Annotated in this window: 12 protein-coding genes; 9 read left to right on the forward strand and 3 right to left on the reverse strand. The window is 47.6% G+C overall.

What is annotated here, in order from left to right; genetic code table 11:
• The coding region (locus A3844_RS23775; RefSeq protein ID WP_074108661.1) for an ABC transporter ATP-binding protein at window positions 1–1534 on the forward strand (1534 nt) is incomplete at its 5' end.
• Between the two features lie 811 nt (window positions 1535–2345).
• Window positions 2346–2945 carry a hypothetical protein gene (locus A3844_RS23780; protein ID WP_143192144.1) on the forward strand — a complete coding sequence of 200 codons (600 nt, stop codon included), beginning with the start codon at window positions 2346–2348 and terminating at the stop codon, window positions 2943–2945.
• Window positions 2946–3058: 113 nt separating this feature from the next.
• Here A3844_RS23780 and A3844_RS23785 read toward each other — a convergent pair whose 3' ends face one another.
• Complete coding sequence (locus tag A3844_RS23785; protein ID WP_074108677.1) at window positions 3059–5398, reverse strand: AraC family transcriptional regulator; 2340 nt, start codon at window positions 5396–5398, stop codon at window positions 3059–3061.
• A 184-nt stretch (window positions 5399–5582) separates the two neighbouring features.
• Between A3844_RS23785 and A3844_RS23790 the strand changes: the two genes are divergently transcribed.
• On the forward strand, window positions 5583–7106 hold the full coding sequence (locus A3844_RS23790; RefSeq protein ID WP_074108663.1) for an extracellular solute-binding protein: 1524 nt from the start codon (window positions 5583–5585) through the stop codon (window positions 7104–7106).
• Between the two features lie 148 nt (window positions 7107–7254).
• Here A3844_RS23790 and A3844_RS23795 read toward each other — a convergent pair whose 3' ends face one another.
• Window positions 7255–7734 (reverse strand): VanZ family protein, encoded by a 480-nt coding sequence (locus A3844_RS23795; RefSeq protein WP_074083783.1) that lies wholly within the window; start codon window positions 7732–7734, stop codon window positions 7255–7257.
• Window positions 7735–7787: 53 nt separating this feature from the next.
• On the opposite strand from A3844_RS23795, the gene A3844_RS32435 reads away from it, so the two are divergent.
• The gene (locus tag A3844_RS32435; protein WP_244169836.1) at window positions 7788–8054 is read left to right on the forward strand and encodes a hypothetical protein; all 267 of its coding nucleotides are present in this window, start codon (window positions 7788–7790) and stop codon (window positions 8052–8054) included.
• A gap of 165 nt (window positions 8055–8219) precedes the next feature.
• Here A3844_RS32435 and A3844_RS23800 read toward each other — a convergent pair whose 3' ends face one another.
• Window positions 8220–8474, reverse strand: coding sequence for a hypothetical protein (locus tag A3844_RS23800; RefSeq protein WP_083606991.1), 255 nt, complete (start codon window positions 8472–8474; stop codon window positions 8220–8222).
• A gap of 605 nt (window positions 8475–9079) precedes the next feature.
• Here A3844_RS23800 and A3844_RS23805 point away from each other — a divergent pair.
• The 5 genes from A3844_RS23805 to A3844_RS23825 all read left to right on the forward strand — a co-directional run bounded on the left by A3844_RS23805 (window position 9080) and on the right by A3844_RS23825 (window position 15554).
• Window positions 9080–10633 (forward strand): extracellular solute-binding protein, encoded by a 1554-nt coding sequence (locus A3844_RS23805; RefSeq protein WP_074083785.1) that lies wholly within the window; start codon window positions 9080–9082, stop codon window positions 10631–10633.
• Between the two features lie 133 nt (window positions 10634–10766).
• Complete coding sequence (locus tag A3844_RS23810; RefSeq protein ID WP_074083867.1) at window positions 10767–11735, forward strand: ABC transporter permease; 969 nt, start codon at window positions 10767–10769, stop codon at window positions 11733–11735.
• Window positions 11736–11756: 21 nt separating this feature from the next.
• The gene (locus tag A3844_RS23815; RefSeq protein ID WP_074108664.1) at window positions 11757–12632 is read left to right on the forward strand and encodes a carbohydrate ABC transporter permease; all 876 of its coding nucleotides are present in this window, start codon (window positions 11757–11759) and stop codon (window positions 12630–12632) included.
• Between the two features lie 66 nt (window positions 12633–12698).
• Window positions 12699–13811: a glycoside hydrolase family 88/105 protein gene (locus tag A3844_RS23820; RefSeq protein WP_083606992.1), complete on the forward strand. Its 1113-nt coding sequence runs from the start codon at window positions 12699–12701 to the stop codon at window positions 13809–13811.
• Window positions 13812–14210: 399 nt separating this feature from the next.
• Window positions 14211–15554 (forward strand): glycoside hydrolase family 28 protein, encoded by a 1344-nt coding sequence (locus A3844_RS23825; RefSeq protein ID WP_074108666.1) that lies wholly within the window; start codon window positions 14211–14213, stop codon window positions 15552–15554.
• Window positions 15555–15563: the final 9 nt, after the last annotated feature.

The raw sequence follows: 15563 nt of genomic DNA on the forward strand, positions 1-15563 counted from the left end.
CTCCATATTGAGACTATCAAGTGAATTTTTGCAAAAAGTATTGGGTAACCGATTGAAAAATGGAATATCTATTATATTTAGAAAACAGATTACTGAAAAAGCTTATGAAGTGGAATATGTTCATTTCGATGATAAAGAATTTTGTAATAAACTAAAAAGAGCCGAACAAGTTGTTGGAGAAGATTTATTAAACATATTGTTCAATTTCGAATCAGCGCTTGCAATTGGATCATCTTTGTTCAGTATTATATTGTTAACGATAACTGAACGATTTTATGTCGTTTCCGTTATAATCATGTTAATGATTGTTGTTAACTTATGTATAAAGATGAGAACTGAAATTATAGTTAGGAAATTCAATCGAGAAATGACTCTTGAAGGCAGGACAGGGGATTATTTAAGAGATATTCTAAGCAATTCAAAGTTTGTACGAGAGATGAGGATATACAATTCAGCAAGCTATTTTATGGATTTGTGGGAAAAAACAATAAAGTATCAGCATAACAAACGAATGACGAAAAGACGTTCTGAGATCAAAATAGGTATGATTACGACCACTATCCAGTCCATTTCTATTTTCATTGTATTATATCTGCTTATCAAAGACATCTCAATGATTGAAAACATATCAATCGGTTTGATATCTACGATATTTTTAGCCCTTGTTCAATCTGGAAATAAGATTTTAACACTAACATGGCCACTAAGCAAACTTTATATCAACTGCACAAGATTGTATGATTTTCATGAATTCATGACCTATCCTAGCGCTGAAAATCAATCAATAGATCTAGCGATCCCTATTCATTCAGTGAATATGGAGAATGTAAACTTTCGCTACAAAAATTCTGAGAGTGATGTTCTATCAAATATCAATCTTGATATCAAAAAAAATGAAAAGGTTGTGATCGTAGGAAACAATGGAGCTGGTAAATCAACTTTAATAAAGTGCATAATTGGGCTTTATGAACCAAATGAAGGTCAGATTCTTTGGAATCATGAAAGAAAAAGAGTCAATAATTTCTCAATTATATTCCAAAATTACATTAAATTCGAAATGACTTTAAGAGAAAATGTTTCCTTGGGGAATCTTAAACAAATCAATAATGATGAATTAATTATTGAAACATTGAGAAAATGCAATTGTTATGATATTTATGAGAAACTTGGTGATCTCGATGTACCATTAGGCAGAAATATTGAAAATGGGCAAGAACTTTCAGGTGGTCAATGGCAAAAGTTAGCGATTGCTCGAGCGTTATTTAGTGATTCAAATCTATTGATTTTTGATGAGCCTACATCAGCTATAGATCCGAAGACGGAAGTTGAAATCATGAATAATATTTTTTGCTTATGTGAGAATAAAACAGCTATTTTTATTTCACATCGATTGGGCTGGGCTAAAAATGCCAATCGTATAATTGTTATAGATAATGGTAGGGTTATTGAACAAGGTACACATACTGAACTGATCAACAAACTGGGTGCGTATTATAAAATGTACAGTTTGCAAGCATCCTGGTACAGAGAGTGAATAAAGAAAGGGAGCGTATGGAGTATGAATTTTAATTTACATATAGTTGCTTTCATAGCGGTGTTAGGAGGTTTGAGTGAAACTACACTGATCGGAAGCTCCGGCGTGTAGTCCGAAGTAAAATGCAAAATCGCCCACTGGTTCCGGTTAGTGGGCTTTTTTATATTGGTAAGTGTTTATTGCTTTATTTAACGTCATAGATTGCGTATTTGACGTTTGTAAAATCCCAATTTCGAATGATTCAGTGTATTGATCGGCTTCCTCGTCCGCTGAATCCTTTGTGAGCCTACCTGTGGCGAGTTATGTGATGAGTTTTTCCTTCGCCCCCCGATAGTAACGGCTCTAACGGCTCTCTACGGGTCTCATACGATATAGTTTTCCCTGGCCAATACTGCAAACCCACCCGAATTTGCACCGACATGCGTGTGCTCAAGTGCGTAAGCTCCTGTAAATCCGTTAGCCTCCCATAATGCCTCTGATATTAGTAAGTCATTATAAGCAGCAAGTTAGCAGGGCATCCTGCAATGATACGGGAGATTTACATATTATTCTGAATGATATAACGTAAATGCATATAAAAGTGAGGTGTGCAAAATGGAGGAGTCAGTTAATTATCCTTTGAGTTTTGCAAAGCAGTGTTTTATATATTTTCTTGTTTGTTTGGTCGCTTTCAATTTCAGAGATTCTCTATCAAAACGAGAAAACCGATATTGCTGGAGGCATAGAGCCTAATCCATTAAAGAAAATACATGACTTACAACCTCAGCGTGCCAATGGGACGGCACATGTCACGGTGAAGAAGGACGGAGGCATGGATATTGCATTCAATCTTAAGCTGGATTCACGTGCAGAGTCGCTGGCGGGCGGTACCATTGAGGATCTGCTTCGCAGCAGACTACAGGCGGCAGGGATTGAACTGCACAAAACAAAAGTGGGCAAATCCACGGAATATCAATTTCTGAAATCCTATGCCTCCATACAGGATGTGAAGCTGAATGCGGGAAACCTTGATATTGTGGACACACAAGTAGATACCGAAAACAAGTGGCTGTACACTCGGTATGACGTGGTGGCCCAGCCCAAGCTGAACGCTTATTCGGATAAAATTCTAGACACCCTTGGAACGCTGAGTGTACCCAAGTCGCTGGTCCGGCTGTTCATGCAGAGCCAAGAACTGGCGTTCAAACTAACGCTGCCATACAATCTCTATGGTCCTAACAACGCTGACGAGCAGGATGGGAATACACTGACCTGGCACATCACGATGGCTGATTCCGAGCCGATGCGTCTGGTGGTGTATGTGCCGGACATCAGGAATATTGTGCTTGCCGGAGGTACAGTTATTGTGCTGCTGGCGGCTGGAGTCATTTTTTTCATCAGAAGAAGCAAATCGCGCAAGCCGAAAGCCTAAACATCCTCCAACGCCCAAAAAGCCGTGGTCCCAAGGAGCCTTCTCCTTCTGGGCCGCGGCTTTTTGAGAATAGTATGCCGGAATTCATAGGCTTTACGCTATACATTCTTCCGTCAATAATCATCCGGCACCACCCGCTGCCTTGCGCCGGCATTCTCGCGGTACTGGCCGGGGGTCATCCCTTCCTGCTTCCGGAACGAGCGGATGAAATTCTGCGAATTATTGTAGCGTAGCCGGGCGGCAATATCCTTGATCGGCATGTCGGTCTCCTCCAGCCATTTCTTCGCCATCTTGAACCGGTACATGGCGAGATATTCGCTGAAGTAATATTGCGTCTCCTTGCGGAACACACTGCTGATATAGTTGGCATTATAGTGCAGCCGGGAAGCACATTCCTCCAGGGTGAGATCCTTGTCATAATCATGCTGGACGATATCGATCAGCTTCTCCGAGATATTATGGTACTGGGCATTCTGCCTGCTGCCAAAGATGCGGATCATCGGCTGGATGACCACCGTCCAGAACCAGTCCTCAATCTCAGCGACGATATGAATATCCGTCAGCTCCTCGAATAACGAGCCGTTCACCGGATGAAGCTGGCTCAGGCTGATCCCTGATTCCTGCATCATTATCAGGAGATTGTTCAAGAGGCGTGTCAGGGGAATCTGGCATTCCTGCGGGGACAGCCCCGGTGAGAAAATACAGCTGAACACCTTGTGCAGCAGGTCCTTTGCCTTCTCGGTATCCGCCAGCTTAATGGCGTCCATCAGGTCATTTTCTTTATGAGTGGGATAGCTCAGATTGAGATAATGGTTGCCGGAGTTGATATTTTCATATTGAATAATGATGCCCTTACCCAGCGTGATCCGGTGTTTCAGGGCTTCAAGGCCTTCCCTGTACGCAATCGACATTTTATCAAAGGCATGGAAGGGCAGGCTCAGCCCGATGCTGGCCGCAAGCTTCAGATAGTTATTGATCTTCTGCTGCAGCGATTCGGTCAGTGAATAGAGTGTTTTGTGAAAAGACTCTGCATCGCCGTCTGCACTCCCGATCAGCGTCACGACGGTATGGTCCATGATCACCGGCGCCAGCCGGTTGCTTGATGGGACCAGCTCTTCGATCATATTATGTACGGCGAACAGCAGCAGGCTGAGATCTTTTTTCTGATAGCTGTTCTCTTCAGAGAAGTCAATACTGGTCGTAATTACAGCCATGGTCTGCCATTCCTCCAGCTGGGTCTGGTAGCCGAATTGCTCCAGCTCCTCCAGCAGCTCCCGTTTCTTGATATTCCCCTGAAAGGCCTTGATCAGGACAAAGGTGCGCACCTGCTGGATATGCTGGGCAACCTCCTTCTCGAGCTGGGACTTGGACTGGAACAGATGATGGACCTGCTCGCCGATGATCTGAAACTCATTCGTATGCCGTTTTCGGATATCCGGCCTGCGCTGGCCCATCTGGTTCAGCAGACGCTCTATGGGCGTGTACATTTTGCGGGAGCCGAGCCAGGCCAGCAGAACGGAGAGCAGCAGCATGAGAGTACATACATATACGGTGTAGGTTCCGATTTTGTTAGACTCTTTGGTCAGACTTGCGATTGAAGTCACCGAAAGATAGATCCAGCCGTTTTGCTGGGAACGCGTATAGGTGATGGAATAATCCTTTTTGTCCATTACGGTCTTGAATTGCCCCGATGGGCTGGCGGCGCTGGAAATTTGCGCGAAATCCTTGAAGCCGCTGGCTGCAGCCGGCTGGCCGATGAGGCTCCTGTCCGGGTGCAGCAGAATTCGTCCGGAGCTGTCCAGAACGATAATGCTGTCCAGTGGCTGCAGATCGGAATTGATGAAATCCTGCAGGCTGCAGGCCGGAATATTGGCAATCGCCAGCCCGTATTTTTGCAGCTTGGTAGTGGGCAGCTTCTTGATCAGGCTGATGTTGTATTCACACCCCGTGACGTTAATGCTCTCCTCACTGTAGAACAGGGAAGCGGGATTCAGGACCCAGGAAGTTTCGTCAGGCAGATTAATCAGGTTGGTCAGCTGCTCGTAATTCTCGTATTCATTCAGACGGTAGAGCCCGGAATTTTTGATCATCCAGTTCTGCCGCTGGTTCAGCAGGATCACATCCTCCAACTTTGTATCAAAAGATTGCATATTGCGGATTTCTGTACGTATGTCATTATATAAAATGAAATCGGTTACATTTAACGGATTGTTCAGAGCCTTTTTCAATACAGAGGAGTTCACGACCTGATTTAAGGTCTGATTGACAGTAGCCAGCTTATGCTCTACATTTGATGTAATTTGTAAAATAAGTTCCTTTTTGTTACGGTTAACATTTTTTTGAATTTCGCTGGAGGATGTGAAGTAAGAAAAAGAACCAATGAACAGCACAGGCAATGTGCTGAGGACAAAGGCGAAAATGGTTAATTTGTTCAGGAAGCTTAAATGTTTCAATAGATTCAGCACCTTTTGCATGAATTAGAAGCAGTCGCCTGTCTTCAGTGTATGCATCACGAAGGATAATAACAATAATCATCTGGTGCCGCAATAATCATTTTCTCTATTTATCCCTATCAAATGCAATTTGTACATCAATTAGGAGTGAAATGTATAATTTATAGGCCAGGAGGATACATGGATGTTCAGACCGGACTTGGGGCGCAGGGCTGCCCGATATAGCTGTGTGCTTGTTCTGCTTGTGATGATGATTATGTTAAGCGCTTGCAGCGGGGAGGATGCTGCAGGCAGCGGCTCCGGCGGAGAGGTTCCGTCGATTTCCATCCTGGCACCGCTCCATTTCCCTCAAACCCCGGCCAAAGATATTGTTGCGGAGATTGAGAAGCTGACCGGTGTGGGGCTGGAGATCACTTGGGTTCCAGAGGGCGTCTATACCGACAAAATGAATACGGCGATGGCGACCGGCTCCCTGGGTAAAGTCACTTTTGTAAAGGTTACGGATTATAATCTGGTCAAAAATGCAATCCGCTCGGGGGCCTTCTGGGAGATTGGTCCCTATCTTAAGGATTTCCCGAACCTGAAGCAACTGGACCCCTCAATTCTGAATCAGACTGCTGTGGACGGGAAGTTCTACGGCCTGTACACGGAGCGCCCATCCTCCAGACAAGGAATTATCATCCGCAAGGATTGGCTCGATCGTCTCCATTTGAACAAACCGCAGACGCTGGAGGAGCTGTATAACGTCATCAAGGAGTTCACCTATAATGACCCCGACGGCAACGGAAAACCGGATACGCTGGGCCTGGTTGACCGCAATGATCTGGTGTATGGAGTATTCAAGACGCTTAGCTCCTACTTCGGTACGCCGAATAACTGGAAGCTGGTGAACGGCCAGTTCATCCCTGAATTTGAGACGCCTGAATATATGGATACGATGAACTTTATGAAGCAATTGTACAATGGAAAAATGATGAATCAGGATTTCGCCTTAACCAGCAAGGAGGTGCAGCGGGATAAGTTCATACGGGGCAGCGCTGGCATGTTCATCGGGAGTATGACCGATGTGCAGCGTCTCTCGATTGAGGCCCAAGCCAGCAATCCCGCCGCCGAGCTGACCTTGATTAACCGGATCCAAGGGCCGGATGGCTACAAGGTATGGTCCATTCCCAACTACAACGGACTCTATCTCTTTTCCAAAAAGGCCATTGCCACGGAGAAGGAGCTGAAGGAAGTACTCGGATTTTTTGACCGGACGATGGATAAGGATGTCGCCAATCTGATGAAATACGGATTTGAAGGGCGGCACTATAAGCTGGAGGACGGCAAAGTGATTCTCCCGGAGGAAACCTCGCAGCTTCGTGTGAATGAGGTGAGTCCGCTCTACTCCCTGATGATCGCGGATATCGGCAACAAGAACATTATGGAGGTGGCGCAAAAAGAGCAGCTGACCGCCCTCGCTGACCAGCTCAGCGAAGACAATGAGCAGTTCCTGGTCGATGATCCGACCGTCAGCCTCAGCTCACCAACCTTTGACGAAAAGAATACCGAGCTCTCGGCCATTATCGTGGATGCTACCTACAATTATATCCTGGGCAATATCTCCGCCGAAGGCTTCCGCCAGGAGGTAGAGAAGTGGAAGGCAAGCGGCGGCAATCTGATTATTCAGGAGTATGGGGAGGCGGAGAAGGCGGCGGAGAGGGAATAGGATTGAATAGATATTCTTTTACACTCGTTGTCAGCTCGTAATAAGTACCACAATGAGAGCAAGAGCGAATCCACCTTGATTGTGACCCACAGATGGAGTGGTGCGACTCATTGACCTTTTTGGCCGGGAAATCTAGTAAAAACATTTATTACGTCCTTATGGATGTAATAAATGTTTTTACTATTGAATAAAAAATATAGCCAATTATGGCCCCGCTGGTATTAACGATAACATCATCTATATCAGCAACTCCAAGTAGAGTGATAAACTGAAGCAATTCAACTGTTGCAATTAACCCAATGGAAATCCCTATTGCTTTTACGAAGCTCGGTTTAGATAAAAGCATGGGGATTAACAGGCCCATTGGTATAAACACAATTACATTAGCGATTAAATTATGCATAGCTGGCCCGCCAGTGCCTGACATTATCAACTTAATTGAAGGCCAAAGAGTTTCAAAAGGTCTTATTTGTAAATGCCAATAACCGTTTTTTATTAATTCTATTCTATCTTTGATGCGATCAATCAGACTTCCGAAATCACCAAAGAACTTTATAATGACAAAATTGAAGACCAAGATTAAGTAGAAAATAAAAATATATTTTACAGTTTTTTTTGGATTCACCATTATTCCCCCTTTCCAAAGTATAGTTTCTCCCTGAAGAAACCTCGCAGCTGCGTGTGAATGAGGTGAGCCCGCTCTACTCCCTGATGATCGCGGATATCGGCAACAAGAACATTATGGAGGTGGCGCAAAAAGAGCAGCTGACCGCTCTCGCTGACCAGATTAGCGAAGACAATGAGCAGTTCCTGGTCGATGATCCGACCGTCAGCCTCAGCTCGGCAACCTTTGACGAAAAGAATACCGAGCTGAGGCCATTATCGTGGATGCCACCTACAATTATATCCTGGGCAATATCTCCGCCGAAGGCTTCCGCCAGGAGGTAGAGAAGCGGAAGGCAGGCGGCGGCAATCTGATTATTCAGGAGTATGGGGAGGCGGCTGCTGCTGAACTCCATTCGAACTTTTTTCCGTGACATATTTGTAGCGTAGTACGTAGCAGGGAGGCAAAACCCAAAAGGCAAACCCTCTCCGTTATTTTTATGTTTATCGTCAGTTTTCTTTGTGCTTGTATTGCTGATGACCATCATCTACACCCTGTACAGGTGCCATACTATATTGATATATTCGCTCCTTCTCTTTGCGGTAGAAATATCTATTGTCTTTATCATCATTGAAAATAACAGTTGTACTTACCAATGGGGCCTTTCCAACTTGTGTATATATTTTATTTATATCTATTTTTGTGTAACCTCTTTGGTTAAATAAGTAAGATTGAATTTCTTGATTCATTTTATTTTTATACATTTGGAGACTTATTGTGGCTCCTAAAACTAGTAATATAATTATTGAAACGAATGAAGTTTTTGTTTTTTTGTCATAAAACCATCCCTTATTTCAAAAAAACAGATGTTTATTTACATAAAAATGGAATAAACTATATTGTACATATTAACATATTAGTTAACAAAATGGATCAGTTCTGTTTCTGCCAAGAATAAGCTTGCTTCCTGCCCCCGCCGCAGATTCATGCGGCGGGTTTTTTCTGCTCTTCCTCCCTGCATTGAACTTAAAACCACCCGCAAGGGAGGTGGGAGTGGCGGAGGGGAAGTTTGGAACTGTAGGAGCGTCAGCGTCCGCCTTTATGTTTGGATTTCTACCGCTAGCAGCGGTCTATAATTAGAGAAATCCAAACATAACAGCGGCCGAAAGTCCAAACATTCCCCGCAGCCACGCCAGCCACCTCCCACGCCCGCCCAGCTTTCAGTTCAATGCTCCCGTTATCACGATAATCATTTCCCCAGAACGCCGCAGAAAGGCCCCTTTATGAGCAAATGATTGTATTCGTAACCTCCTGGACGCTGTAATGTGAGGCTTGTAACCAATACAAGTTAAACGGAGGTCAAATTGGCATGAACAAAAAATCCTTCACCCTGCTCCTGTCTGCACTGCTCACGTTCAGCATGTTGACAGCGTGTTCAGGAAACAACAACAAGAATAACGAAGCATCCCCGAGCAATGCGGGCCCCAGCGGCGGAACAGACACCGCAACTAAGGCACCGGAGCCGGAGAAACCGACAGAGATCAAGATTATGCTTCCACTGAACACGTCAGAGACTCCACCGGATACGATTAAGACGGAAGTGGAGAAGTTAACGAATACGAAGCTCACCTATCAGTTCTACCCGGCGGATACGTATGAAGAGAAACTGAACTCCTCGTTCGCCACGGGCTCTCTGCCGCAGGTTACGTATTTGAAGAACCAGACCACTTTCCTCCAGATGAAAGAGTCGATCAAGGACGGGCAGTTCTGGGAGATCGGACCACTCTTAAGCGAGTTCCCGAATCTCAATAAGCTGAAGCCGGAAATTCTGAACAATACCAAGGTGGACGGCAAGCTGTATACCCTGTACATTGGACGGCCGCTGGCACGCCAGGGCATCATTTACCGCAAAGACTGGGCCGACAAGCTGGGCCTGAAGCCGCCGGCGAATGTGGATGAGCTGTTTGCCATGGCCAAGGCGTTCACGGAGCAGGACCCGGATGGCAACGGCAACAAAGATACCGTAGGTATCGTGGACCGTAACGAACTGGTCTATGGTGCATTCAAAACCGTATCCTCCTGGTTCGGCACACCGAACAACTGGGGAGAGAAGGATGGACAGCTGGAGCCGGAATTTACGTTCCCGCAGTATTTTGACACGATGGATTTCTTCAAAAAAGCCCGCGATGCTGGGTACATGAACCAGGATTTCGCGGCGACCAGTAAAACGGATGCGGTAAAAATGTTCGTCAGCGGCAAAGCGGGGATGTATATCGGGGGCTCGATGCAGGATATTGATACCCTGAACAAAGACCTGATTAAGAATTTCCCGGATGCCGTGCTGGATACGCACAGTATGGTTGCCGGACCGGACGGAAAGTTCGCGCAATGGATGATTCCGGGCTACAACAATGTGGTGCTGTTCCCGAAATCTGCAGTCAAGGATGAGGCAGAGCTGAAGAAAATTCTGGCGTTCTATGACAAGATGATGACTCCTGAGGTTGCCAACCTGATGTACTGGGGCATTGAAGGGACCCACTACACTGTCGTAGACGGCAGAGCCAAACCTGCTGATGACAAAGAGTTGATTGAGCGTGAGGTTAAGGGCTACAAGGACAGTGTAATCGGTGAAGCGGATACGAATGGCATGTACCAAAGTCTGAATGTGCTTCCAGGCCGAATCCATGCTGAAGAATTGCTGCTGGAGAATGTGAAGGTAGGTGTGGCTGATCCTACGGCTGCGCTGGATTCCCCTACCTATACTTCCAAGGGCGTAGAGCTTCAACAGATCATTACAGATGCCACATACAAATATATGTACGGACAAATCGACAAGGCCGGATTCGAAAAAGAAGTGCAGGCCTGGAAAGACCGCGGCGGCCAGAAGATTATTGAAGAATACAATGCCGTGTATAAGAAGTAGGCAGCAGTTTTGTAGTAACTGAATACAAATGAAGCTGAAAAGGCTGCTAACAACGGTAGTTCAGCAGTCTTTTCGGATTCTCTTGGCGAGCCGGCAGTCAGGCACCAATTATGAAGCAGAAAGGAAGAGTATTATGCAGGAAGTCTCCGCTCAGCCTGGTGTGGTTCCCGAGCTGAAGCCCAAGAGCTATAAGAGCAGCAGTGAGCTCAAAAAACGTCTGTGGAGAAACAAATTGCTCTACGTCATGCTGATTCCGGGTGTGCTGTATTTTGTGGTTTTTAAATATTTGCCGATGTACGGTCTGATCATCTCGTTTCAGGATTACAAGCCTTACCAGGGGATAACAGGAAGTGATTGGGTGGGGCTGAAGCATTTTCACCGTTTATTTGCGGAGCCGGATTTCCTTAATATTCTGGGGAACACCTTGATTTTGTTCGGAATGAACATTTTATTTTATTTTCCGGTTCCGATTATTCTGGCGTTAATGTTGAATGAGCTGAGAGGCAGCTTTTTCAAAAGAACCTTTCAGACGCTCATCTATTTGCCCCATTTCATGTCTTGGGTTATCGTTGTGTCGATTTCATTTGTCATGGTTACGATGGACGGCGGGATTATCAACGAGCTGCTGGCCTATTTCGGTTTTGAAAAGATTAATTTCCTGCTGAGTCCCGGCTGGTTCAGGCCGATGTATATCCTTCAAGTCATTTGGCGGGAAGCGGGCTGGGGGACGATTATTTATCTGGCTTCGATTGCGGCTATTGACCCCGGACTCTATGAAGCTGCACGCATGGACGGAGCCGGACGGCTCAGACAAATCTGGCATATTACCCTCCCGGCGATCCGCGGCGTCATCATTACATTGCTTATTCTGAAAATTGGTTCCGTGCTCGATCTTGGATTTGAACATGTATATCTGCTGCTGAACTCCATGAACCGAGAGGTTGCGGAAATTATTGATACGTATGTGTACACGGCCGGACTCCGGCAAGGTCAATTCAGCTATAGTACGGCTATCGGATTCTTCAAATCCGTGATCGGACTGATTATGGTTATGTCGGTCAACAAATTGTCCAAAAAAATGGGCGAAGAAGGCGTTTATTGAGAACCAGCGGGAGGAATTGAAATGGTAGAAGATCGCACGATCAGCGGCAGAATCTTTTCTGCTGTGAACTTTACACTGCTTGCCCTCATTACCCTGATTACCGTGCTGCCGTTTGTGCACGTGGTTGCCGGATCATTCACCACAAGTGCTGAGATTGCGGCCAACAAGTTTGTGCTGATTCCCAAGGTGTGGAGCCTTGAAGCGTATAAGTTTATTTTCTCGACGGACACGATTTTTAGAGCAATGGGTGTTTCCATAGGGGTTACACTCGTTGGCACGCTGTTCAGTATGTTCATCACTGCCCTTATGGCCTATGGGCTCTCCAGAAGGGATCTGGACGGGCGCAATGTCTTCAACTTTCTCGTGGTGTTCACGATGCTGTTCCATGGCGGAATGATTCCCACCTTTCTGGTGGTGAAGGAGCTGGGTCTGATCGACTCGTATGCAGCCTTGATTCTGCCTTCGGCGATTAGTGCATTCAATATGATTATCCTGAAAAACTTCTTTCAGAATATCCCTGAGGGCCTTGAAGAATCGGCTAAAATCGACGGCTGCAACGACTTCGGCATCCTGTTCCGGATTGTGCTGCCCCTGTCCTTGCCGGCGATTGCAACGATTTCCCTGTTCTATGCTGTTACTTACTGGAACACTTATATGACTGCGATCCTATATCTGGATAATAGTGCGAAATGGCCTATTCAGGTGCTGCTCCGGCAAATCGTGGTGCTCGCGAGCGGGATGGACTACAGTTCCTCCCTGGATGCGACCAATCCGCCGCCGGATCAGACGATTAAGATGGCGGTTATCGTGGTGGCTACGCTGCCGATTCTGATGGTCTATCCGTTCCTGCAGAAGCATTTTGCCAAGGGAGCTATGCTGGGATCGATGAAGGGTTAGTAAGAGGTGTGGAGGGGGGGTTTGGAACTGCAGGAGTGTTACTTATATAGTGGAAGGGGTATGGAGATGATAGGCAGTCTGCCGGCAACACCTATGGAATGGGCACAACAGGTCTGTGATTCTTTAATGGATACTTATAAAGCAAGAGAGCTGCCTCCAGCCCACCGCTGGCATTACCATCAGGGTGTGTTTCTATGCGGTATGGAACTATTGTGGGAAGCTGTCCAGGAGGACCGCTATATTGCATATATTCAGCAATACGTCGATGATCTGGTGGATGAGAACGGCAATTTGTATTTTGCCCGGGACGAGTTGGATGCGGTTCAGGCAGGATTGCTGCTGTTCACGCTGCATGAGCGGACCGGCCAGCCGAAGTACCGGATTGCCGCCGATAAGCTGCGCAACCTGCTGCTGACGCTGAACCAGACCTCGGAAGGCGGATACTGGCATAAAGATAAATATCCGAACCAAATGTGGCTGGATGGACTGTATATGGCCGGAGTATTCTCCCTCAAATATGCCAATGCCTATGGCGAACCCGGCCTGCGTGAAACCGTACTGCATCAGGAGCGGCTGATGCGGAGGCATATGAAGGATGAGGCCACGGGACTCCTGTACCATGCCTGGGATGAGAGCAAACGCATGCCCTGGGCGAACCCGCAAACCGGCTGCTCCCCGGAGTTCTGGAGCCGGTCGCTGGGCTGGTACGGCCTCGCCGTCTCGCAGTTTCTGGATCTGCTACCTGCCGGCGATCCGGGTAGCGCGGAGCTCGCTGCCGAACTGGGCAGCTTCGTCAAAGCTCTCATCCGGTATCAGGATGGGGAGAGCGGACTGTGGTATCAGGTGGTCGACAAAGGCAGCCAGCCGGATAACTGGCTGGAGACCTCGGGCTCCTGCTTGTTCGTCTATACGATTGCCAAGGCTGTGAAGCACGGCATCGCTCCACCCGGGGCATTGGCCGCTGCCCGCAAGGGGTATGAGGGCTTGATCCGGGTACTGCAGCAGGACGCAGAAGGCAGGCTGATTCTGCCCGACATCTGCATCGGAACATCGGCGGGTGATTATGAGAACTACGTCACCCGCCCGAAGGTCAGCAATGATCTGCACGGCGTCGGCGCACTGGTCATGGCGTGTGTGGAGATGCAGTCTTTGTATGGCGGAGCAGCGTCTGAGGGTTGAGAATAGCGCGGAGGGGGCGGCGGGATTATTCGCAGGAGGCTGTCGCCGCGCAAGTTAGGAGCACCGCCACCTGGCCAGAACCGGCCCCATCAGAGGTAGAAATACCTCTGGTTTCGTCCATCTGGCTCGGAACGGACTAATCAGAGGTAGAAATACCTCTGGTTTCGTCCATCTGGCTCGGAACGGCCCCATCAGAGGTAGAAATACCTCTGGTTTCGTCCATCTGGCTCGGAACGGCCCCATCAGAGGTAGAAATACCTCTGGTTTCGTCCATCTGGCTCGGAACGGCCCCATCAGAGGTAGAAATACCTCTGGTTCCGTCCACCTGGCCCGGAACGGGCCCATCAGAGGTGAACCCACGGAGGAAATTCCGTTAATTTCATGGAAGGAGTGTAGCGGGTGTTTAATATTGTCGATTATGGAGCCCTGCGGGACACTGGCGAACCCGCCACAAGCGCGATTGCGGCTGCGGTTGCAGCGGCGGGTGAGGCGGGTGGAGGGACGGTGTATATCCCGGCGGGGACTTTTTTGACCGGGGCAATCCAGCTCCGCAGTAATATTGAATTGCACTTAAGTCCGGGGGCAGTGCTGTCATTCAGCACCCTTCCGCAGGACTTTCCGGCAGTGGAGTCTAGATGGGAGGGTGTGAAGCGGGAGGTGCATTCCCCCTGCATCTTCGGTAAGGATTTGGTCAACATCTCCATTACCGGTAGCGGTACCATTAACGGCAACGGTACTCCGTGGTGGGAGAAGCACAGGAATCATCCGGAGCAGCTTGAGCATCCGCGCCCGACGTTGATCGGTCTCAGCGGTTGCCGGCGGGTTACCATCAAGGATGTGTCGCTGATGAATTCACCGAGCTGGACAGTGAATCCTATCGGCTGCAGCAATGTGACGATTGACAATGTATCCATCCTGAACCCGGCAGACTCGCCGAATACGGATGGAATCAACCCCGAATCCTGCTCGGGTGTTCATATCAGCAACTGTCACATTGATGTGGGCGATGACTGCATCGCGATCAAAGCGGGGACCGAAGACACACTGGAGCGTATTCCCTGCGAGAACATCACCATCACCAACTGCACGATGGTCCATGGACATGGAGCGGTTGTGCTCGGCAGTGAGATGAGCGGCGACATCCGCAATGTGACAATCAGCAACTGTGTGTTCAAGCAGACCGACCGTGGAATCCGCATGAAATCCAGACGCGGCCGAGGCGGGATTATTGAAGATATCCGTATCAGCAATATTGTGATGGAGGACGTTATTTGCCCTTTTACGCTCAATCTGTATTATTTCTGCGGACCACGCGGCAAGGAGAAATACGTCTGGGACAAAAATCCCTATTCCGTTACCGCTGAAACGCCTTGTTTTCGCCGGATTCATTATGCCAATATTACAGCCAAGAATGTCCATGCTGCTGCGGGATTTCTGTATGGACTTGCGGAGCAGCATGTCTCGGAGATTACATTCACGAATGTGGATATCTCAATGGCGAAGAATGCGGTCCCCGGAGCTCCGGATATGATGACAGGGCTTGAGCCGATGAAGGGCCGGGGCTTTTATCTGGGATATGTACGGGATGTGCAATTCCACCAGGTGACGGTTGAGAATCACGAAGGCCCCGCTTTCTACATTGAGAACGGAGAAGAGGTCGAACTTATGAACTGCCGGTCCAAAAACACCGTCAAACCAGAAAAGCTGATCGAGCGGGTTACAGTTGAGCCGGTCAACAGTTAAGTGAAAAGT

Source organism: Paenibacillus helianthi (assembly GCF_001909055.1).
Classification (GTDB): Bacteria; Bacillota; Bacilli; order Paenibacillales; family Paenibacillaceae; genus Paenibacillus_AQ; species Paenibacillus_AQ helianthi.

What these genes read in the sequence shown, in the direction of transcription:
- A3844_RS23780 (WP_143192144.1), top strand. Translation starts at nt 2,346, where the DNA reads ATGGATATTGCATTCAATCTTAAGCTGGATTCACGTGCAGAGTCGCTG.
- A3844_RS23790 (WP_074108663.1), top strand. Translation starts at nt 5,583, where the DNA reads ATGTTCAGACCGGACTTGGGGCGCAGGGCTGCCCGATATAGCTGTGTG.
- A3844_RS23795 (WP_074083783.1), bottom strand. Translation starts at nt 7,734, where the DNA reads ATGGTGAATCCAAAAAAAACTGTAAAATATATTTTTATTTTCTACTTA.
- A3844_RS23800 (WP_083606991.1), bottom strand. Translation starts at nt 8,474, where the DNA reads ATGTATAAAAATAAAATGAATCAAGAAATTCAATCTTACTTATTTAAC.
- A3844_RS23805 (WP_074083785.1), top strand. Translation starts at nt 9,080, where the DNA reads ATGAACAAAAAATCCTTCACCCTGCTCCTGTCTGCACTGCTCACGTTC.
- A3844_RS23810 (WP_074083867.1), top strand. Translation starts at nt 10,767, where the DNA reads ATGCAGGAAGTCTCCGCTCAGCCTGGTGTGGTTCCCGAGCTGAAGCCC.
- A3844_RS23815 (WP_074108664.1), top strand. Translation starts at nt 11,757, where the DNA reads ATGGTAGAAGATCGCACGATCAGCGGCAGAATCTTTTCTGCTGTGAAC.
- A3844_RS23820 (WP_083606992.1), top strand. Translation starts at nt 12,699, where the DNA reads ATGATAGGCAGTCTGCCGGCAACACCTATGGAATGGGCACAACAGGTC.